This is a genomic window from Natrinema pellirubrum DSM 15624, assembly GCF_000230735.2.
GTDB lineage: Archaea > Halobacteriota > Halobacteria > Halobacteriales > Natrialbaceae > Natrinema > Natrinema pellirubrum.
In genome coordinates, this window is sequence record NC_019962.1 from 2178889 (window position 1) to 2199532 (window position 20644).

Consider the following 20644-nt stretch of genomic DNA (forward strand, 5'->3'; position numbering starts at 1 on the left):
GTCACCGGCCACACCCGCGGTCGGCCGAAAGCGATTAAGTACCCTCGCTCGAGAGTTGCGGGTATGGTAACCTTCCTCTCCGGGGGCACCGGCACGCCGAAGCTGTTAGACGGCGCTGCCGCCGCGTTCTCGCCGGAGGAGACCACGGTCGTCGCCAACACGGGCGACGACATCGAACTCGGCGGACTCTTCGTCTCGCCGGACGTCGATACGCTGTTGTTTCAGGGCGGTGGGATCCTTGACCGGGAGACGTGGTGGGGTATCGAGGGCGATACGCATCGAACGAACTCGGCGCTGAAAGACATCGCGTCGGCCGCGGACCTCCCCGACGGTCCGCAGTACCTCCCCGAGGAGAAACAGACCGACGGCCGCGACCTCGCGAACTGGCGGCGCTTTTCGGGAGTCGCCGAGTTCATGACGATCGGCGATCGCGACCGGGCCGTCCACATCACGCGGACCAGCCTCCTCGACGAAGGCTACACGCTGAGCGAGGCGACCCAGCAACTCGCCGACGGGTTCGGACTTACGATCGACCTGTTCCCGATGAGCGACGATCCCGTCGCCAGCCTCGTCCACACGGACGAGGGGCTGATGCACTTTCAGGAGTACTGGGTCGCCCGCCGGGGCGAGCCGACCGTCGACACCGTCGAGTTTCGGGGCTCCTCACAGGCCGAGCCCGCACCGGGCGTCCTCGAGGCGCTCGACGACACCGTCGTCATCGGCCCCTCGAATCCGGTCACCAGTATCGGACCGATGCTCGCGTTGCCGGGCGTCGCCGAGGCGCTCGCCGAGACCACGGTCGTCGCCGTCTCGCCGTTCCTCGGGGACGACGCGTTCTCCGGGCCCGCCGGCGACCTCATGGCGGCGGTCAACGCAAAGCCAAGCACTGCGGGGTTGGCGACCGCCTATCCCTTCGCCGACGCCTTCGTGATCGACGAGAGCGACGACGCCACCTTCGAAGCTCCGGCGGTCAGGACCGATATCGGGATCGACTCCCGAGAGGACGCGGCCCGCGTGATCCGCGCGATCGAGGCGGCGATCGAGCGCGTGGCATGAGCAACGAGCTACCGTTCACACCGCCGCTCGCGCTGGCCAGCCTCAGCGGCGAGGCCGACGCCGACTGGGCGCGGGCCGGGGCGGAGTACGCGGGGGCCGCGTTCCTCGGCGGGATCGCGCTCGACGACGACTCACGTGCGGCCGCGCGCGAACTCGTTGCCCGCGATCGGACCGAGTTCCTCCCCGACGATCCGCTCTCTTTTCTCGAGGGCGAACTCGACGCGCTCGCGGACGTCCCGATCCAGCCGGCGTTCAACGTCCGCAGTACCACGATCGAACCGGTCGTCGACGCCGCCCGGGTCTGCCGGGACCGGGACGCGTACCTCGAGATCAACGCCCACTGCCGCCAAGACGAGCTGTGTGCCGTCGGCTGCGGCGAAACCCTGCTGCGTGACGGCGAGCGCCTCACAACTTACGTCGCCAGAGCAGCCGACACCGGCGCAACCGTCGGCGTGAAGGTCCGCGCGGAAGTCCCCGGTGTCGACCTCCCGGCGCTCGCTACCCGACTCGAGCGCGCGGGCGCGGCGTTCGTCCACGTCGACGCGATGGACAGCGAGTCCGTCGTCGCCGACGTGGTCGATGCGACCGATCTCTTCGTCATCGCCAACAACGGCGTCCGCGACGACGAGACCGTCTGCGAGTACGTCGACTACGGCGCGGACGCGGTCAGCGTCGGTCGCCCCAGCGACAACCCCGCCGTCCTCGAGCGGGTCCGCGACGCCGTGGATCGGCGGCTGGGGCTCGAGGCGAGCCGATAGCGCCGTCGCGCATGCGCCGGATTCGACGGCCGGCGCGTGGTGGCGCGCGCTGTCGGCCGGCCGAACGGTGAGTGAGGACGGCCGATGACGCCGTGCGAGTGAATCGGTTGGGGAGGGCGTGGCTCCTTCGTGTTGCCACGGTAGCAGCGCGCTCGTGGTCTTCGAATTGCTCTCGGAACGATCCGTGGGAGCGGTCTCAGTCGGACGATGCAAAAATACCACCCGGAGCCAGTCGATGCTCCTAACTGGTCACAACGGCGCGCCGACCAACACGAGCTTTGCCCGCTCGTCGTACTGGTTCAAGATCTGACGCGACTCCTCGGGGTCGAGCCGGATCGCCTCGTCGGTCTCGAGGGTCACGGTCTCGCCCGCGTCGGTCAGGTCGACGTCGACCCGTCCCTCGACGACGTAGTAGACTTCCTCCTGTCCCGACTCCGCCTCGGCGTGTTCCATCCCCTTGCCGCCGGGCTCGAGTTCGAGGATCGAGATCCCCAGTTCCTCAGTGGCGAGTGGCTCCTTGAGGAACCACATGCCGCCCCACTCCTCGTCGATGACTGAGTCCGGATCGGTCTTGGCAACGGTATCGTAGCCCATACGCGATGAATGCTCGCCTCGAGGCTTAAATCGATGGGACGGCGAACCCGTTGCAGGGAACGGCCCTCGCCCCGTCGATCGACGCGACTCGAGTCGCCGCGAACCCCCACCCCTAAGCCGCCTCGGCACGCAGCGATCCGTATGCGAACGTCGGCCCAGAACGCGGAACTGGCCCTGCTCCTCGAGGTCGCGGGGACGCCCAAACCGGGCAACGTCGACCGCGAGCGCGACCTCACGGACCTGCGGTTCGAACACTTCCTCGCCGGGGCCGTCGGCGCCCGGGACGGACTCGAGCGGGCGGCATCGGGCACAGCGGTCGGATCGGCCTTCGAACGAGCCGTCGAGGGGATGGCCACGCAGGAGGGCGGAAACACGCAGTTCGGGGCCCTGCTGTTGCTCGTGCCGCTGGTCCGGGCCGCCGAGGAGGACCTCTCCCGATCGGCCGCCGAAGCCGTCGTCCACGAGACGACCGTCGCCGACGCGGCGGGCTTCTACCGGGCGTTCGACCACGTCGACGTCGCCGTCGACGAGCCGCCAGCGGAGCTGGACGCCCTCGACGTGCGCCGCGGCTCGGACGCGGTGCCGGCCCTCGAAGAGCGCGGACTGACGCTGCTGGATATCATGGAGCAGTCGGTCCCCGGCGACGGCGTCGCCCGCGAGTGGGTCGAGGGGTTCGATCGGTCGTTCGCGGCCGCTGAGCGGTTCGCGGCCGCCGACGGCCCGCTCTCGGACCGGACCGCCGCGGTCTTTCTCTCCCTGCTCGCCGAGCGGCCCGACACCCTCGTCGCGACGCGCCACGACGAGGCGACCGCCCGCGAAGTGACCGACAGAGCAGCGGCACTGGTCGCCGACGACGCCCTCGAGACGGATCGCCGGGCCGTCGAGGCCTTCGCCGACGACCTCGTCGAGCGGGGGGTCAACCCCGGGACGACGGCCGACATCACGGCCGCGGGGCTGTTCGTGGGCCTCGAGCGGGGGTCGATCACGGTATGAGCGGTGAGCGAGACTCGAGTGAGGCCGAAAACGACGCGACGTGGCCCGTCGATCTCGCCGGCGTCACCGAAACCGTCGTGACCACGCTCGGCCCGAACGGGCTGTGGAACGCCGCCGCCCTCGGACTCCACGCCAGCGATCCCGTCACCGCGCGGACGTGGGGGAACACCCGCACCCGGCGAAACTTCCACCGACAAGGCGAGGCCTACGTCCAGTTCGTCGACGACCCCGTCGTCTTCGCCGACGCCGCCTGCTCGATTCTCGAGCGCGAGGAGCCGGTCCTCGACGCTGCCAGCGCCTGGGCGCGGGTCGCCGTCGAGCGGATCGACGCGGGCAGCGAAGGCGGCACCGAGTGGGAGGAGTGGACCCTTCGCCCCGTCGAGTCGGCGATCGAGCGCGAGACGGTCCCGACGATCGACCGCGGGTTCGGAGCCGTCGTCGAGGCGACCGTCGCCGCCTCGCGGCTCGGGGTCGACGAATACGACGAGGGCGAGTTACGCGACCGACTCGAGTACTGTGCCGCGGTCGTCGAGCGGGCCGGCGGCCCCCGAGAGCGGGAAGCCCTCGAGCGCGTTCGCGACCAGTCGCGGTGGTGAGGGCACGGCGCGGAACCGACGCGGACGCCACGGTCGTGGCGGGGCCGTGGGCGACCGGTCGCCGCCGCAGAACGAATGGCTTTAGGGCGCGCTCCATGAACCACTCGATATGGCAATCAAGCCGGCCTACGTCAAGAAGACGGGGACCCTCCTCCTCGAGCGGTACCCGGAGGCGTTCACGACCGACTTCGAACAGAACAAGGAAAGCGTCGAGAAGCTCACCAACGTCGAGTCCAAGGGCGTTCGCAACCGGATCGCCGGCTACGTCACCCGGAAGAAGGGCTCGGAAGTCCCCGCATAACTCGCTTTCTCACCTCGGGATCGATCACACAAGCCGAGAAGCGACGCGTCTCCGCCGCGACCGCTGTCGCGGCTACTGTGAGTTATCGCAACGCTGTCGTCTCGCGTTGTGACCGGGCCGATCGGTGGTCGACGGCCGGGCCGGCAAACCGAGTTACTCGCCGAAGCCGGGTTCCATGTAGAGCGCGGCGACAAGCGCCACCAAGGCGATGCCGAAGGCGAACAACAGCCCGACGAAGCCGGTCAGAATGTTCAGTTCGAAGCCCAAAAGCGGGAGCGCCGCCGTCGCCTCGTCGGTGCCCGCGGCGGCGTATCCCGTCCACGCGAAGAGGACGCCGACCAGCGCCGCGACGGCCGCAAGCACCGTCGCACCGATACTAAAGGGGGTATCGAACAGCCCGCCAGTACTCGCGGTCGAACTCGTCATCGGAACCACCTCTGGCCTGCCGCCTCGAGTCGGTCCTGTCGGTCGTACATCGATCGATAGGTACCGCTCCGTTTTCTTAATATCTTCTATCCGTTCGGAGCGCCATCCTCGCGGCCGGTCGGCGGCCGGCGTTGGCGACGTGTGCAACTTCGACGATTGACACTCGCTACCGAAAACCCAAACGGTTTTGCGGACACGACTCGGAGTGCCGGAAAATGGCAGTACGAGTAGGCGTACTCGGTGCGACCGGTGCGGTTGGACAGCGACTGATTCAATTGCTCGACCCCCATCCGGAGTTCGAGATCGCGGCCCTGACCGCGAGCGACGCAAGCGCCGGCAAGACGTATCGACAGGCATCGAAGTGGCGCGTCGACAGCCCCATTCCCGAGGACGTCGCCGAGACGACCGTCACGGCGACCGACCCCGACGAGGTCCCCGATGACGTCGACCTGATCTTCTCGTCGCTGCCCTCGAGCGTCGGTGCGGAAGTCGAACCCGGCTTCTGTGAGGCCGGCTACGTCGTCTCCTCGAATTCCTCGAACGGCCGAATGGACGACGACATCCCCCTCGTGATTCCGGAGGTCAACGCCGACCACCTCGACTTGCTCGAGGTCCAGCGCGACGAGCGCGGCTGGGACGGCGCGATGGTCAAAAACCCCAACTGCTCGACGATCACCTTCGTCCCCACGCTCGCCGCCCTGACCGACTTCGGCCTCGAGAAGGTTCACGTCTCGACGCTACAGGCGGTCTCCGGCGCGGGCTACGACGGCGTGTCCTCGATGGAGATCATCGACAACGCCATCCCCTACATCGGCGGCGAGGAGGACAAACTCGAGACCGAGTCCCGCAAACTGCTGGGCGAGTTCGACGGGGCCGAACTGTCGCACAACGACATGTCGGTCGCGGCCTCCTGCAACCGCATCCCGACCATCGACGGCCACCTCGAGAACGTTTGGGTCGAGACCGCGGAGGAACTCACCGCCGACGCGGCCGCCGAGGCCATGCGGGAGTATCCGTCGCTCGATCTCCGCTCCTCGCCCGAGCCGCTCATCCACGTCTTCGAGGAGCCCGACCGACCCCAGCCCCGGATGGACCGCACGCTGGGCGACGGCATGGCCATCGCCGCGGGCGGGCTGCAGGAGTCGCCCTTCGGCCTGCAGTACAACTGTCTGGCCCACAACACGATCCGCGGTGCCGCCGGCGCGAGCGTCCTCAACGGCGAACTGCTGCTCGAACACGGCTACATCTGAACGGCACACGCCGTTCCCCCTCGATCGTCCGCCGAGTGGCCGATCGGTTCTCTCGTCGACACGCACCAACCCAATTAGTGCCGTAGTATAACAGTCCCGGCGACGTACCTCGAGCGAAGGCCCCATGGTACTCATCGTCGAGTTCGAAATCGGGACGCCGATCCTCCGACGGACCGTCGATGCCGTCTCCCGGATCGACGTCGAGGAGATCTATCAGTCGGAGACGGGGTCGACGAAACTCGTCTGCTGGATGTACGGCGACGACCTCGAGGGCGTCGAACCCGCGCTCGCCGACGACACCACCGTCGCGGCCGTCTCGCTGCTCGAGGATCCAGGCGATCGCCGTCTCTACAGCGTCACGCTGTCGGAGCGGGGACAGGCCCATCTGACGTATCCGACGGCGGCGGAGTACGATATCGGGTATCAGGAGATCACCGTCACCGAGGAGACGAGCATTCGGGCCCGCGTACCGACCCGAGAGGCGCTGTTCGCATATCGCGACGTCTGTCGTGAGAAAGAGATTCCGTTCCGGATCCAGCGTATCTTCGAGGAATCGGCCGCCGCCGGGGATCGGTACGGGATCACCGAACGCCAGCGGAAGGCACTGATCGTCGCCCTCGAGGAAGGCTACTTCGACGTACCCCGCGAGACGACGCTCTCCGCGGTCGCCGCGAAACTCGACATCTCGGATCAGGCGCTGTCCGCCCGCCTCCGGCGAGGGCAGGCCAACCTCCTGCGGAACACAATCGGCGGACCGGCCCCCACTTGAAGGGTTGGCCCTCCAATCGTGGTTGCTTCCCGCGGCCGGCCGGTATCGTGTGTATGGAAACTGAGCCCACCACCGACCGGTTGACGCTTCACGAATCTACCAGTACGCACCAGGCCGACCCGGACACGCCCCCGAGCGAGGCCGTCATCGACGCGATCGCGGCCGACTCGTCGTTCGACGCCCTCGAACTCGCCGACGAGTTCGGCCCGCTGTACGACGTGATCGACCCGTCCGCGCTCGATTCGCTCTTCCAGTCGACGGCGGGGGCCGACCGCTGCGTCGGGTCGGTCACGTTCGAGTACGCGGGCTACCGGGTCGGCGTCGACCAGACCGGCCGCGTCGAACTCGCCACCCTCGAGTGAGTGTTCCACATTGCTCCGTCAGTCGTCCGTTCGCGGGAGTGCGACTACCGGCACCGCGGCCTGTTTGACCAGTCGTCGAGCCACGTCGCCGGTGAGTAGCTCCACGAACCGGTTCCCTCCACGGGGCTCGAAGACGACGGCCTCGACATCGCGCTCCTCGGCCGCGTCGAAGATCGTCTCGACGACGTCGGTCCCGAAGAGGATCGCCGTCTCCACCGACTCCGCTCGGTCCGCGAGCGGCCCACGGGCACGCTCGAAGATCTCCTCGGCGTAGTCCTCGCGCTGTTCGACCGAGGCCTTGTCCGGCGCACCGCCCGCCTTCTCGATGACGTTGACGAAGAGTACCGAACTCTCGGGGCCGAGATACGGGGCCAGCGCCGCCGCCGTTCGTTCGCCGTCGTCGGGGTCGGCGACGGGCACGAGGACCCGCCCGTCGAACGTCAGTACCATCGTCCGCCTCCCGTCCACACGGACGCGTCCGCTCGAGTCACACAGTCTGTGCTGTCCATACGCGCCGTTCGTCGCAAAGGGGCAAAAAGGTGCGTCGAATCGACTGGCGGCGGACGGCACGGCCGGCGGTCACCGCGGCCGGCTGTCGGCGCGTCTCAGGGAAGCACTTGATTCTCGAGGGCGTCGTCCCCGTCCTCGCGCCGGCGGACGTTCTCGGCGACGATGTCGGCGAGTCGCTCGTAGTACTCGGGCGTGTGACCCGCGTTGTGAGGCGTAATCTGTACGTTTTCGAAAGTCCACAGCGGGTGATCCTCCGGCAGCGGCTCGGGATCGGTAACGTCCAATGCGGCCCCACGGAGCCGGTTCGAGCGCAGCGCCGCGACCAGCGCGTCGGTGTCGACGACCGGGCCCCGGGCGACGTTGACCAGCACTGCCTCGGGGTCGATCGTGACCAGCGCCTCGCGGTCGATCAGCCCCCGCGTCGTTTCGGTGAGCGGACACGCGAGGACGAGGTAATCCGTCCGCGCGAGCGCGTCGTCGAACGCCTTATCCTCGAACCCGATCACCTCGTCGGTCGGGCCGCCTTTCTCGGGCGTATACCGCACCCCGATCGTCTCGACGCCGAACGGCTCGAGTCGCTCGGCGACCGCCTCGCCGATCGCGCCGAGACCGACGATCGTCACCGTCGACCCCTGCAGTTCGTGGGCCCGGTAGTGGCGCCACTCCCGGCGATCCTGTCGCCGCCGGCCGACGTGGAACCGCCGGACGAACCCCAGGATCGCGCCCAACACGTGTTCGCCGATGTTCGGCCCGTGGACGCCCGAGGCGTTGGTCACCGCGACGTCCCGCTCTTCGAGTTCCTCGAGGGGGAGATGGCCCGTCCCCGCGTAGGCACAGGCAAAAACCTCGAGCGCGTCGGCCGCCTCGAGGAGATCGCGCTCGAGTGTCATACCGGTCGCGAACGTCGCCGACCGGATCGCCTCGCGTTCCGCGGCGGGGGTCCGCGCGAGTTCGACGCGGCGGTCGGGGAGTCGCTCACGGATCGCGTCGGCATACTGTTCGACCGGCATCCCGTGGGTGCCACGCCGGAGGACCAGCACGTCCGGCGCGTCGGCCTCACTCATGTCCCCATCCTCGTCCAGTGCGATCAAAAGCGTTCGTCTCGCGGCACTGCGGGCGGTCGGGGCCGCCCCTCGAGGGATCGAGTCGCTGGCAGCGTCCCACCCATCAAATGACGTGACCATCACGTTTAAGCGAGCGAGCCACGAACGCCGACAGTATGCCTTCAGACGAGTTTCTCGACGGCGAATCGCTCACCGGACGACAGGCGGCGATCATCTTCGCGGGCTTTCTCGGGTTCATCATCGGTTCCGGCGTCTTGCTCGTCCTGGCCAGAGGCCTCTTCTAACCGCGACTGGTCCGTTCGCCGGACAGTCCGCCTCGCAGTTTTTATAATGACGCGCTGAGTCCGAACGTCGTATGGAACGCGTAGACGTCGCGATCGTCGGCGGCGGCCCCGCCGGTGCGTCCGCGGCCGAGCAATCGGCAGCCCACGGCGCGGAAACCGTGCTCTTCGAGCAGGGGGTCCCCCGAGAGGATCGGGAGGGAGTGGGTCCCGACTCGACCGACGCCGCCGGAATGCTCGACTACTGGATCGACCTCATGGAGTTCGACTACCGCGAGATTCCCGACGACGTCATCCACCGGGAACTCGAGGGCACCGAGTTCATCGGCCCGAACAGCGCCGTCGAGCTGACCTCGACCGGGATGGACGCCAGCTACCCGAAGTTCGGGTACACTTTCCATCGCGCCCGCATGGACGACTGGCTCCACGAGCGCGCGACCGACGCCGGGGCCGATCTCCGGGTCGGCGTCGGCGTCAAGGACCTCGAGACGGACCTCCGGGCCTCGAGCCCGAAGGGGCCGACCCACACGCTGACGCTGTCGAACGGCGACGTGATCGAGGCCCAGTACGTCGTGCTGGCCGACGGTCCGCAGCGCCGGATCACGCTCGACGCCCTCGATCAGTTCACCGCGCCCGGCCGCAGCGTCTCCGATCACCTCTCGCCGCCGGAGGCGAATCACATCGCCTATCAGGAGTATCGGGAGTTCCCCGAAGAACTGTTCGCGGAGTTCGAGGACCGACTCAAGTTCTGGTGGGGGTATATGCCCGGCGAAACCGCCTACCCGTGGGTCTTCCCCAACGACGGCACCGTCGCCCGCGTCGGGCTGACGATGCCGATCGGGATGACACTCGAGGACGTCGAGGATCCCGGCTCCTACAAGCTCCTGCGGCCGGACGACGACCGGATCCCCTCCGGTGCCGAGTACATCAACCGACTCCTCGAACAGGAGTACGGCGACGAGTACGATATCGAGGAAGACATCCCCCGCGTCGAGGACCGCGGCAAGTCCAAGGGGACCGAGACCTACCCCATCTCCTCGACGAGGCCGATCGACTCGCCCGTCGGCGCGAACATCGCCGTCGCCGGCGGTGCGATGGGTACCACCTCGGCCTTCCACGAGGGTGGCTACCACGTCGCCGTCCGCACCGGCAAGATCGCCGGCCGGCTCGCCGGAACGGACTCGCTCGAGAACTACAACGAGATCTGGAAAGACGCCATCGGCGACGAGATCCTGCGCAACGTCGCCTTCGCCGACATCGTCGCCGACTACGGCCCCGACGACTGGGACTGGGCGTTCTCGACCGTCAACGACATGCAGGGCAACGGCACCGACGACGGCCTGATCGCACGGAAGTACACCGCCGGGTTCGACGCCGCGAAGATCGCCGCGACCTACAAGCGCACGAAGTTCACGTACCGCGACGGCGGCTACGTCCAGCTCGCCGAGGACGACTACTTCTACTGATCGGCCCTCGGGGCTCGGGCAGCGGCCGCGACCCGAATTTCGGTTCCGTCGCCGTACGCCGACCCTAACCGTACGTTCGCGGCGATCCTTTTTCGGCGTCGACGTGGAAGCGCGCCTATGGGAACCGGTGACGGCTCCGACCGCACTCCGCCCCCTCGAGCCGACGGCTCCGGTCACCACGTCCCCGAGGGGCAAGCGCCCGAGGAGTACGGCGACCACCGCGGACGCGGTGACGGCGACGACCACGAGCATCGAAGCCGGTGGCCGTTGATCGCCGCCGCCGGAGCCGCCGGACTCTACGCCGGAGTCGCGATCGCCGTTCTGGGTACCGAAACCGGGCTCGTGCCACCGCTCGTCGGGGTCGCCCTCGCCGTCGTCGGCGCGGCCGTCCTGCTGGCCGGCATCGGCGGCTGGCTCCGGGAGGCGTTTCTGCTGCCGGCTCGAGACGCGGGGTCACCGGAGTCCCGCGAGTCGTACGTCTCGACGACGCTGCTCTTTCTGGCGACCGACGTCTCGACGTTCGGCGCGCTGTTCGTCTACTACGCCTTCGTCAGGGTCGGGGCGTGGCCGCCCGCGGAACTCCCGCCGCTCGTGGGCTCGCTCGTCGCCGCCAATACCGCAATCTTGCTCGCCAGCAGCGTCACGTTTCACTACGCGCACGCGGCCCTCGAGGCGGGGAACCGGCGACGCTTCCTCGGGTTCCTCGGGACGACGCTGGCGCTCGGGATCGTCTTCCTCGCCGGGCAGGCCTACGAGTACTACGAGTTCGTCGCCGTGGAGGGCTTTTCGCTCGATAGCGGTGCCTTCGGGACTGCCTTCTACGGCCTGACCGGGCTCCACGGTTTTCACGTCGCGCTCGGGGTCGGGGCCATCGCGGTCCTGTGCTGGCGGGCGCTACGGGGCCACTACGGACCGGACCGGGACACCTCGATCGCGACCGTCTCGCTGTACTGGCACTTCGTCGATCTCGTCTGGCTCGTTCTCGTGACCGTTCTCTACGTCGGGGCGTCGGTCTGATCCGCAAGGGGCCTGCTAGGGACGGTCGTCAATGTCGGTCTCGAGGACCCGGAGCGTCGACGAGGGACAGTCACAGAAGTCCGACTGGCCGAGCGGTTGAAGCGTTCCGTCGGGCCAGACCTGTACGATTCCGATCTCCCCGCAACGCGTGCACGTCGCGGCGGCCCTGTGTTTGTCATCGGGATTACCCACCAGGGTCACCTCGCGACGAACCGTACCACAGCCACCGTTGAAAAACCCCGGCCGCTGTTCCGTGACGGGGGACCGCGTCGTCTCGAGGAACGCGTATCGGGACTCGGGCCCGGCGAGTTCACGACCATGTCGCCCCCCGACACTGAGTCTCGAGCGATCTCCCCGCGGCGAGTCGGCGACGAGGCAGGGCTCGAGATTGCCGCCTTCGATCCGTCTGCCATGCCAGCCGAATGGTTCGTCTCGATTAGTTACCAGCCGGTTACACGTTCAGTACCGCTCGTAACAGTGGTTTATCACCTCGGTCGTGGGCAGGACCAGTGGATGTTCTTCCAAGAACCGGAACTCCAGTACGAGGTCACCGTCGAAGAACCGGACCCCCACTTCGCGAAGCTCCTCCAGCAAGCGATCGGCGGACAGGAAGGCGAGATGCGCGTCGCGCTCCAGTACATGTTTCAGGCGTGGGCGGTGCCGGAACAGCACGAGGAATATCGGAACCTGCTGATGGAAACTGCCGCGGAGGAACTCGGCCACATCGAGATGCTCGCGACGGCAGTCACGAAGAACCTCAGAGGGGCCACCAAGAGCATGAGCGAGGAGGTCCGAGAGACCGCAGACATGGCCGAGTCGATGACCGCGCAGGGCCCGCGACAGTTCCTCTCGGCGGGCGAGTCGGCGATGCCGGTCGACAGCAACGGCGCGCCCTTTACCGGCAACTACATCGTCGCCTCCGGAAACCTCGCCGGCGACCTCTACGCGAACGTGATGGCCGAGGCGACCGGCCGTACCCTCGCGACGCGACTCTGGAACTACACCGACGACCCCGGGATGAAGGACATGCTCTCCTATCTCATCGCCCGGGATACGATGCACCAGAACCAGTGGCTCGAGGCCCTCGAGACGCTCGACGATCCGGTTCCAGTTCCCGCAAGCTTCCCGCAAGAACAGGAGAATCAGGACGTCAACTACACGTTCATGTCGACCCGCCGTGAGGAACAGCCCGATCCCGGCCACCCCTGGACGGAAGGCGAGGCTCCCGACGGGAAAGGCCAGTTCTCCTATGCCGCCGAGCAGCCGGGTGACGGCGACGTCGCCGCCCCCGATCCGGATCCGATGACAAACGACGACCCGAACCGGACGGATCAGTAGCGCCGCCCCGCCGCGCGACCGCCGCCGAACGCGAGAGTCACCTCAGTCCGACCGGTCGCGGCCGACCCGCTCCTCGAAGCCGGCCATCTTCCGATAGATCGGCGGCGTCAACACACCCACGATTCCGATCAGGATCGCGATCGCCCCGATCGGGAACAAAAGCGGCGCGACCTCGAGACACGTGTTTTGGGACGTGATCTGGACGTAGTACCGTTCCCCTTCGTACTCGACGATCGCCCCCTCGAGCAGCGCCGCCCGGTTTCGCATCTCGCCGTCGACTTTCGCCTCCCGAAGCGGGCTATCGATCGCTTCCTCGAGGGCCCGCTGTTCGGCCGTCGAAAGCGCCGCGGCGGGCAGTTCCTCGACGGTCGTGGGTGGACCCTCGCGTTCGTCGACTGGCGTCGCCGAGATCGTTGGCTCGCCGCAGAGTCCGATTCCGTCCTGGACCACGACGTAGCCGCCGACGATCGCCAGCGGCAGCCCTACTGCGATCAGGACGACACCGAGAAAGGGCACAGCGTAGGTCAACACCAGCGACTCCGCGGCCGCCGTGGGCTCGAGCGGCCCTGTCCCGTCGGCGGCAGAGGACTCCGTCGTGTCGACCGCCCGCTCGTCGTCCGCACTCATCCGTCGTCCCCCGTCGACGGACGGCGCTGGCGGCCGCCCAAGACCGCGATCGTCCCGGCCAGACCCAGCCCGTAGACCCAGTGGGCGACGATCACGAACAGGACGTACGTCACCAACTCGAGGCCGGACTGTCCGGTGTAGAAAGCAAGCGCGAAGCCCGAGGCAATGACCGTCGCGTACCACAGCCCCGTCACCAGGGTCAACTCGCCGGGCAGGTACTCGCCCAGCGAGAGAAAGAGCAGCGGCCAGACCGTCATCCCCCCGAGGAGGAACAGACCGTAGCCGAGCGCGAGGTTCGCCGGCAGCCCGACGAACGTCGCCAGCGTCGCGAACGCCTCGAGGTCGAACGATCCCAAGGCGACTGCCACGAGAAGGGTACCCGTCAACAACATCGTGCCGACGAACCCACCGGCCGCGCCCGTCCCGGCGTCGTTCGCCACCCGCTTTGCCACCGGGACGATCCGGCCGTACAGCGACAGCGGGCGCTCCCCCTGCGCCGGAACGTACGACGGCCGGACCTCTTCGGGTTCGCTGGGCGGGACGCCGCGCTCGCGCTCGAGGCGGTCCTCGAACCACTGCCACTCGGGGGTGAACTGCTCGGTCGCTTTCAGGTCCCAGGGGTCCGCCGTCTCGACCGGCGTTCCCTGGAAGTACGACCAGAGCATGTTGTACAGCCACATGAGGACGCTGATGCCGATGAGGAAGGCACCGACCGTCGCGACGACCTGCAGCCCCGAGTACTCGGCCGGATAGGTCGCATAGCGGCGGGGCAACTCGAGGAAACCGAGCGCCATCAGCGTCATGAAGGTGAGCGCGGACCCGACGACCAAAAGCGACGACTGGAAGATCGCGAGTCGGCGGTCGTACATCCGACCCGTAAGCAGGGGATACCAGTAGTAGCTGGCGGCGAACATCATGAGCGGGATGATCCCCATGAGGATGAGATGGAAGTGACCGACGACGTAGTAGGTGCCGTGATAGACCACGTCGATCGGGATCACCGCGAGAAAGATACCGGTGACGCCGCCGACGATGAACAGGCCGATCGAACCGACACAAAGGATCGTCGGCGCGGCCAGTCGGACGTCACCGTTCCACATCGTCGTGATCCAGTTGAAAACCTTGATCGCGCTGGGGACGGCGATGGCGATCGACGTCGCCATGAAACTCGCCCGGACTCGAGGGTCGACGCCGGTGACGAACATGTGGTGGGCCCAAACGCCAAAGGAGAGGACGCCGATGGCGATCGTCGAGTAGACGATGAACTTGAACCCGAACAGCTTGCGGCCGACGAACTTCGGCAAGATCAGACTCATCAGCCCAGTCGCAGGGAGGAAGATGATGTACACCTCCGGATGACCCCAAAACCAGAATAGGTGTTGCCAGAGGATCGGTCCCCCGCCCTCGACCGCGAAGAAGGTCGTCCCGAAGTTCCGATCGAACAACAGCATCAACAGGGCGGTGCCGAGCAACGGGAACGCGAAGATGACGATCGCACTCGTAACGAGCATATTCCACGAAAAGATATCGAGGTTCGCCCACCCGATCGACTCGTCGCGCTCGTAGACGACCGTCGTGATGAAGTTGAGCGCGCCGATCGTGGTCGCGATCCCGCTCAGATGCAGTCCTAGCAGCAGGAAGTTCGTCTGCGGGTTCGGTGCCAGCGACAAGGGCGGATACACCGTCCAGCCGATCGCCGGCTCCTTGAACGCGAGCAAGACCGACAACCGGTCCGCCGGGACCACGACCGCGAGTAGCGCCCCCGTCACCTCGGCGATGATTCCGAACCGCGCGAGCAACAGCGACGGCGGCAACAGCCAGAACCCGACGGCGTTGAGCCGCGGAAACGCCATGTCGTCGGCCCCGATCAACAGCGGCAGGAAGTAGTTCCCGATCCCGAAAAACACCGGCGTCACGAAGAAAATCAGCATCGTGAGCCCGTGCATCGTGAACAGTTCGTTGTACGTCCCCTCCGTCCAGAGAGTCGCCTCGGGCGTCAGCAGATGCGTCCGGATCATCATCCCGTCGATCCCGCCCCAGATCGCCGCGACGGTACCGAACGCGATGTAGAGCAGTCCGATCTCGCGATGATTGGTCGTCGTCGTCCACCGAACGGCCGCCGCCTTCGCGTCGGCCAGCGAAAGCCGTCGCCGCTGCTCCCGGACGTACCCGCCGTCCGGCGACGCTTCCGCTCGCCACCGGCGGGCGAGCGCGACCGTCAGCAGACAGCCCGCGAGGACGAGGCCGAACAGCGACACCTCCGCGAGCGCTCGGTTCATCGCCACCGGTCACCCCCCATCGCTCGAGCGCCCCGCTCTCGGCCGCACATAGCGGTGGCCTCACCATCGGTTCCAATAAATATGGGCCGGCGTTTCCCTGACTGTCACCGCCCGTGATACGCCGTTTGGGAGTATTCGTCGCTTACGACCACTACGCGGTCGTGACAGTTCACCGAACCACGAAGGCCGTATATCCCGCCGGTCGTCGAACCTCCGCCAATGGACCGTCGACGCACGCTCGTCGCGCTCGTCGTCGCGGCGCTCTCGCTGCTTCTCTCGATGGGTACGGTCGCCGCCCAATCCGAAAACCGTGACCTCATCGACGGCCTCGAGTACCAACTGCTCTACGTCGCCCTGCCGCTCACGCTCTTCGTCCTCCTGATCCTCGTCTACGCGGCCGTCAAGTTCCACGACAACGACGATCCCCAACCGACCACCGAGGACCCCGCCCTCGAGATCACCTGGACCGTTGCGACCGCGCTCATCCTCCTGTTCGTCGGCCTCTCGGGCTACAGCGTCCTCGTCAACCCCTACGTCTCCCCGTCGCAGGCCCTCGAAGGCGAGGACACCAGTCAGGACGGGTTCGACTCGTTCGCGGACCTCCCCGACACCGACGACGAAGAGGTTCACATCCGGGGCTACCAGTGGGAGTGGCAGGCCACCTACCCAGAGGCCAACGTCACGACCGAATCCGAGATCGTGATCCCTGCCGATACGGACGTCACGTTCTGGCTCACCAGCGACGACGTCGTCCACTCGCTTTTCGTCCCCGATCTGGGTGTCAAACAGGACGCCTTCCCGGGCGACTATACTCGCGCCCGTACGACCGTCTCCGAACCCGGCCGCTACGACGCCGTCTGTGCCGAGTTCTGTGGGGCCGGCCACTCCCGGATGGACGGCTCCATCGTCGTCGTCGAGCGCGACACCTACGACGAATGGCTGGCAGCGAACGAGGGCACCATCACGGACGCACCCGACCCCGGTTGACCCTCCGTTCGCGGACGGGACCGAGCTACAAGAGTTAAACGGGTCACGCCCATAGGTCCGGTGCGTGCCTTCAGTCCCCGTCCGAGCAAACCCGTTTCGGGTGCGATGACAGCACGGCGAACCCGGGCACGCGACAGTCAGTTACTGGAGGGCTCCTCGAGTCCTTCCGCCCGGCACGAGGGTTAGCCAGCCGACGCGGCACGCCGCCACGGGATGAGGCTGGACGTTAGTGTTCCGGGCGACATTTCCACTACTACTGAGATCCTTCGCTACCGAATGCAGGAAAGATCGGGCATGGAATAGGCGGGAATCAATGTTCGGTACTCAGTCCAGTGCAGTAGCTACCCGGTTTCTAATAGCACCGATCGAAGTATCGGAACCGTCTCGGTTTCTCATAAATGCAGAAAACCCCGAGCAGCCACTGGCTGGCAGTGGCTGTTCGAGGTTGGATGAAAGTATGAATGGTGGCGGCGAATCAGATTTCCCAGAGGGTCGCCCACTCCAGTACTGACCGAAACGCAGGCGAGCTTATCTTCCGTGTTCGGGATGGGTACGGGAGGCACCTCGCCGCTATGGCCGCCGTAACGCCGATTCACGGAATCGAACCGCGATCATGCCAATATCGGTGGTCTCTCCAAGACCGAGTGTACGTGTAGTCCAGTTTGCGTCCGGACCCGTTCGCGCGTCACGGATCCAATGCGATGTAGTGTATGAGTGTGTGGCTTGGCCGATTAGTTCTCGCGGGCTCAACACCTCGTTGCCTTGGTGCGTACACCCCGAGTCTATCGATCTCGTCTTCTACGAGTGGCCTCGGTGGTATCTCTTTTTCAGGTGGGTTTCGAGCTTAGATGCGTTCAGCTCTTACCCCGTGGTGCGTCGCTGCCCGGCACGTGCCCTTTCGGACAGCCGGTACACGAGTGGCACCCATTCGTAGTTCCTCTCGTACTATACGAACGTTCCCGTCAGATACCGTAACACCCCCAATAGATAGCAGCCGACCTGTCTCACGACGGTCTAAACCCAGCTCACGACCTCCTTTAATAGGCGAACAACCTCACCCTTGCCCGCTTCTGCACGGGCAGGATGGAGGGAACCGACATCGAGGTAGCAAGCCACCCGGTCGATATGTGCTCTTGCGGGTGACGACTCTGTTATCCCTAAGGTAGCTTTTCTGTCAGCAATTGGCCGCATCAAGCAGCCTAATTGGTTCGCTAGACCACGCTTTCGCGTCAGCGTCCGTCGTTGTGCCGGACACTGTCAGACTTCCGTTTGCTCTTGCGCTCTTTTCCGCGTCTCCGACGCGGATGAGGAAATCTTGGGGCGCGCCCGATATCTTTTCAGGCGCGTACCGCCCCAGTCAAACTGCCCGGCTACCAGTGTCCTCCGCCAGGAGTGAGAGTCGCAGTCACCATCGGGTAGTATTTCAATGCTGCCTCGGTGGCCCGCTAGCGCGGGTACCTGTGTAGCGGCTCCTACCTATGCTGCACAATGGCGACCACGTCTCAGTGACAGCCTGCAGTAAAGCTCTATAGGGTCTTCGCTTCCCCTTGGGGGTCTCCAGACTCCGCACTGGAACGTACAGTTCACCGGGCCCAACGTTGGGACAGTGGCGCTCTCGTTGATCCATTCATGCAAGCCGCTACTGAAGCGGCAAGGTACTACGCTACCTTAAGAGGGTCATAGTTACCCCCGCCGTTAACAGGTCCTTCGTCCCCTTGTACGGGGTGTTCAGATACCTGCACTGGGCAGGATTCAGTGACCGTACGAGTCCTTACGGATTTGCGGTCACCTATGTTGTTACTAGACAGTCGGAGCGCCCGAGTCACTGCGACCTGCCCCATTGCAGGGCAGGCATCCCTTATTGCGAACGTACGGGACTAACTTGCCGAATTCCCTAACGTCGGTTGCTCCCGACAGACCTTGGCTTTCGCCGCCACGAGTACCTGTGTCGGATCTCGGTACGGACAGTGTGTTTGCCTTTTCACGGGCTCTAGGTTGACCTCTCTTGCGCTATCCTATCATTCGGTCGCTTCGTGCCATTACGGCTTCCACGAACTTCGATAGTTCGACCGGGCGAAAGCCCGGCAGAGGCGGCCCCAAAGCGTTGGCTTTGAGTACACACTGGCATAGGAATATTAACCTATTTCCCTGTTGTCAGCTTCGACTTACGGGCTGACTTAGGACCGGCTAACCCTCAGCTGATCAGCATTGCTGAGGAACCCTTACTCGTTCGGCCGTCGGGGTTCTAACCCGACTAACGCTGCTACTATGACCAGGATTTTCGTTACTGAACGGTCCACACGATCTCTCGACCGTGCTTCCACCCGAACAGAACGCCAACCTACGAGATCACCAGTATCAGTGGTGCTGCTAGGTCTCGGTGGTAGACTTGAGCCCCGATCATTTTGGGCGCCTCAAACCTCGGCCGGTAAGCTGTTACGCTTTTCTTAGAGGGTAGCTGCTTCTAAGCTCACCTCCCGGCTGTCTAGGGCTTGAGACCACCTTCGATCGCACTTAGTCTACACTTGGGGACCTTAACCCAGCTCTGGGTTGTCTCCCTCACGGTACACAGGCTTACCCCGTGCACCGGACTCCCTGCGTCAAACGACGTTCATAGGTTCGGAGTTGGACAGGGGGGCACACTCCTCTCGGAGTGCGATCCCCCAATCCGTCGCTCTACCCCATGAACTATCTCGGCAGAGGTCATGCTTCGACATGTTTCGGTTGGAACCAGCTGTTTCCGGACTCGATGGGCCTTTCACCCCTAGACGTAGGTCACGAGAGGGTATTGTAGGACACCAACTCTAACAGGCCTCCACGTGCCTTTCGGCACGCTTCGCCTTGCCCACGCCTAGATCGTCCGGTTTCGGGTCGTGCCCGTTTGACTCCCCGCGCTTGAACACGGCGGCCCTCGTGCAAAGCACTGCGGCCATGTCGGTTTCCCTTCGCCTTCCTCGATGATCGAGTTAGACTCGTCAAACAGGCACACTCCCTGGTTCGTTTTTCAAAACGTACGACAGAACACCGGCTTCCCAAACTTCTTACTACAGGTTCGCACCTGATTCATTTTGTCCGGGACCTTGTGTGCCCTGTCGCTCCATCGCCAACTGATTTCACGCCCTATTGCACCTCCCTTCGTGGGGTGCTTTTCAGCGTTCGCTCACGCTACTTGTTCGCTATCGGTCTTGAGGAGTGTTTAGTCTTCGCGGTCGATGCCCGCGATATTCACGAGGGATATCCAACCCCCGATACTCTGGAGCTGACTCGTTCCTTACTTGTCGACGGTACGGGACTGTCACCCTGTTTCGTACTCTATTCCAAGAGACTTCGCGTCGCCGTTCGGGAAGTGATCGTCAGTCCGAACACCACATTGCCCGTGAAGGCTTCGGTTTGGACTGTGTCGCGTTTATTCGCCATTACTAACGACATCGCGTTTGCTTTCTTTTCCTGTCGATACTAAGATGTTTCAATTCTCGACGTTCCCCATTGCGCGAAGCAATTGCGGTGGGGATTCCCATTCGGAGATCCCAAGTTCTTTGCCTCCGTGCGGCTCCCTTGGGCTTATCGCAGCTTGGCACGTCCTTCTTCAGCTCTCAAGCCGAGCGATCCACCAGCTGGCACAGTAGCCACGTTCATCGGATCGGCGTTGCGACAGAGTCGCAACATCGTGACCCGGGAACGGGTCCAGTGGACGCCTGGACTACACGTACACACGGTCTCATCTGCACGCCGGTAGACGGCCGGCCTGCATTAACCCTTCCCACCCGCACTTGCGCGGGGTGGTGCATCGGTTCGTTCGGATTCAATCCTCGGGTCGTCCCCCACTTAAGGGGCACGATCCGTGATTTCCTCCGAGACATGGACCCACAGGGATTCGAACCCTGGGCATCCTCCTTGCAAAGGAGGCACTCTACCACTGAGCTATGGGCCCACGTCCGCCACAAGGGCGGACAGAGCGTGAAGCGTTAGC

20 protein-coding genes, 1 tRNA gene and 2 rRNA genes are annotated in these 20644 nt (G+C 65.2%); 13 read left to right on the forward strand and 10 right to left on the reverse strand.

Translation table 11 applies throughout. From position 1 onward, the window contains the following. Positions 1-63: 63 nt before the first annotated feature. Both cofD and NATPE_RS10490 read left to right on the forward strand, forming a co-directional pair. Entirely contained in the window at positions 64-1056 is a 993-nt protein-coding gene (gene cofD / locus NATPE_RS10485) for a 2-phospho-L-lactate transferase (protein WP_006180485.1), read from the forward strand. Next, positions 1053-1814 carry a beta/alpha barrel domain-containing protein gene (locus tag NATPE_RS10490; protein WP_006180484.1) on the forward strand — a complete coding sequence of 254 codons (762 nt, stop codon included), beginning with the start codon at positions 1053-1055 and terminating at the stop codon, positions 1812-1814. Before cofD ends, NATPE_RS10490 begins: the two co-directional genes overlap by 4 nt. A 249-nt stretch (positions 1815-2063) precedes the next feature. Here NATPE_RS10490 and NATPE_RS10495 read toward each other — a convergent pair whose 3' ends face one another. Continuing rightward, complete coding sequence (locus tag NATPE_RS10495) at positions 2064-2408, reverse strand: cupin domain-containing protein (protein ID WP_006180483.1); 345 nt, start codon at positions 2406-2408, stop codon at positions 2064-2066. Between the two features lie 141 nt (positions 2409-2549). Here NATPE_RS10495 and NATPE_RS10500 point away from each other — a divergent pair, with 141 nt between their 5' ends. The 3 genes from NATPE_RS10500 to NATPE_RS10510 all read left to right on the forward strand — a co-directional run bounded on the left by NATPE_RS10500 (position 2550) and on the right by NATPE_RS10510 (position 4298). Continuing rightward, entirely contained in the window at positions 2550-3401 is an 852-nt protein-coding gene (locus NATPE_RS10500) for a triphosphoribosyl-dephospho-CoA synthase (protein WP_006180482.1), read from the forward strand. Continuing rightward, the gene (locus NATPE_RS10505) at positions 3398-3997 is read left to right on the forward strand and encodes a DUF447 domain-containing protein (RefSeq protein ID WP_006180481.1); all 600 of its coding nucleotides are present in this window, start codon (positions 3398-3400) and stop codon (positions 3995-3997) included. The genes NATPE_RS10500 and NATPE_RS10505 overlap by 4 nt, the downstream gene beginning before the upstream one ends. A gap of 109 nt (positions 3998-4106) precedes the next feature. Beyond that, positions 4107-4298: a 30S ribosomal protein S17e gene (locus NATPE_RS10510; protein ID WP_006180480.1), complete on the forward strand. Its 192-nt coding sequence runs from the start codon at positions 4107-4109 to the stop codon at positions 4296-4298. Between the two features lie 153 nt (positions 4299-4451). On the opposite strand, the gene NATPE_RS10515 is transcribed toward NATPE_RS10510, so the two are convergent. Continuing rightward, complete coding sequence (locus NATPE_RS10515; RefSeq protein ID WP_006180479.1) at positions 4452-4733, reverse strand: hypothetical protein; 282 nt, start codon at positions 4731-4733, stop codon at positions 4452-4454. Between the two features lie 206 nt (positions 4734-4939). Here NATPE_RS10515 and asd point away from each other — a divergent pair, with 206 nt between their 5' ends. From asd to NATPE_RS10530, 3 genes are all read left to right on the forward strand, one after another. Next, positions 4940-5974 carry an aspartate-semialdehyde dehydrogenase gene (gene asd / locus NATPE_RS10520; RefSeq protein WP_006180478.1) on the forward strand — a complete coding sequence of 345 codons (1035 nt, stop codon included), beginning with the start codon at positions 4940-4942 and terminating at the stop codon, positions 5972-5974. A gap of 124 nt (positions 5975-6098) precedes the next feature. Then, positions 6099-6743 carry a helix-turn-helix domain-containing protein gene (locus tag NATPE_RS10525; RefSeq protein ID WP_006180477.1) on the forward strand — a complete coding sequence of 215 codons (645 nt, stop codon included), beginning with the start codon at positions 6099-6101 and terminating at the stop codon, positions 6741-6743. Positions 6744-6796: 53 nt separating this feature from the next. Next, positions 6797-7105 (forward strand): HalOD1 output domain-containing protein, encoded by a 309-nt coding sequence (locus NATPE_RS10530; protein WP_006180476.1) that lies wholly within the window; start codon positions 6797-6799, stop codon positions 7103-7105. Positions 7106-7123: 18 nt separating this feature from the next. On the opposite strand, the gene NATPE_RS10535 is transcribed toward NATPE_RS10530, so the two are convergent. Then, complete coding sequence (locus NATPE_RS10535) at positions 7124-7555, reverse strand: universal stress protein (RefSeq protein WP_015299034.1); 432 nt, start codon at positions 7553-7555, stop codon at positions 7124-7126. A gap of 155 nt (positions 7556-7710) precedes the next feature. After that, positions 7711-8679 carry a D-2-hydroxyacid dehydrogenase gene (locus NATPE_RS10540; protein WP_015299035.1) on the reverse strand — a complete coding sequence of 323 codons (969 nt, stop codon included), beginning with the start codon at positions 8677-8679 and terminating at the stop codon, positions 7711-7713. A 155-nt stretch (positions 8680-8834) separates the two neighbouring features. On the opposite strand from NATPE_RS10540, the gene NATPE_RS23270 reads away from it, so the two are divergent. From NATPE_RS23270 to NATPE_RS10550, 3 genes are all read left to right on the forward strand, one after another. Continuing rightward, positions 8835-8963: a hypothetical protein gene (locus NATPE_RS23270; RefSeq protein ID WP_006180473.1), complete on the forward strand. Its 129-nt coding sequence runs from the start codon at positions 8835-8837 to the stop codon at positions 8961-8963. A gap of 71 nt (positions 8964-9034) precedes the next feature. Then, complete coding sequence (locus tag NATPE_RS10545) at positions 9035-10426, forward strand: NAD(P)/FAD-dependent oxidoreductase (RefSeq protein ID WP_006180472.1); 1392 nt, start codon at positions 9035-9037, stop codon at positions 10424-10426. A gap of 117 nt (positions 10427-10543) precedes the next feature. Further along, positions 10544-11443: a cytochrome c oxidase subunit 3 gene (locus NATPE_RS10550; RefSeq protein ID WP_006180471.1), complete on the forward strand. Its 900-nt coding sequence runs from the start codon at positions 10544-10546 to the stop codon at positions 11441-11443. Between the two features lie 15 nt (positions 11444-11458). Here the strand turns inward: NATPE_RS10550 and NATPE_RS22695 are convergent, their stop codons facing one another. Beyond that, positions 11459-11635: a hypothetical protein gene (locus NATPE_RS22695; protein WP_006180470.1), complete on the reverse strand. Its 177-nt coding sequence runs from the start codon at positions 11633-11635 to the stop codon at positions 11459-11461. 321 nt (positions 11636-11956) lie between these two features. On the opposite strand from NATPE_RS22695, the gene NATPE_RS10555 reads away from it, so the two are divergent. Continuing rightward, positions 11957-12781 carry a manganese catalase family protein gene (locus NATPE_RS10555; protein WP_006180469.1) on the forward strand — a complete coding sequence of 275 codons (825 nt, stop codon included), beginning with the start codon at positions 11957-11959 and terminating at the stop codon, positions 12779-12781. A 42-nt stretch (positions 12782-12823) separates the two neighbouring features. Here the strand turns inward: NATPE_RS10555 and NATPE_RS10560 are convergent, their stop codons facing one another. Further along, complete coding sequence (locus NATPE_RS10560; protein WP_006180468.1) at positions 12824-13408, reverse strand: hypothetical protein; 585 nt, start codon at positions 13406-13408, stop codon at positions 12824-12826. Beyond that, positions 13405-15687, reverse strand: coding sequence for a DUF6789 family protein (locus tag NATPE_RS10565; RefSeq protein WP_006180467.1), 2283 nt, complete (start codon positions 15685-15687; stop codon positions 13405-13407). Before NATPE_RS10565 ends, NATPE_RS10560 begins: the two co-directional genes overlap by 4 nt. A gap of 219 nt (positions 15688-15906) precedes the next feature. Here NATPE_RS10565 and coxB point away from each other — a divergent pair, with 219 nt between their 5' ends. Next, positions 15907-16674, forward strand: coding sequence for a cytochrome c oxidase subunit II (coxB, locus tag NATPE_RS10570; protein ID WP_006180466.1), 768 nt, complete (start codon positions 15907-15909; stop codon positions 16672-16674). Between the two features lie 462 nt (positions 16675-17136). Here the strand turns inward: coxB and rrf are convergent. The 3 genes from rrf to NATPE_RS10585 all read right to left on the reverse strand — a co-directional run bounded on the left by rrf (position 17137) and on the right by NATPE_RS10585 (position 20605). Continuing rightward, positions 17137-17258 (reverse strand): 5S ribosomal RNA (gene rrf / locus NATPE_RS10575). Between the two features lie 129 nt (positions 17259-17387). After that, positions 17388-20309 (reverse strand): 23S ribosomal RNA (locus NATPE_RS10580). Positions 20310-20533: 224 nt separating this feature from the next. After that, positions 20534-20605: transfer RNA gene (locus NATPE_RS10585), tRNA-Ala, on the reverse strand. Positions 20606-20644 lie beyond the last annotated feature (39 nt).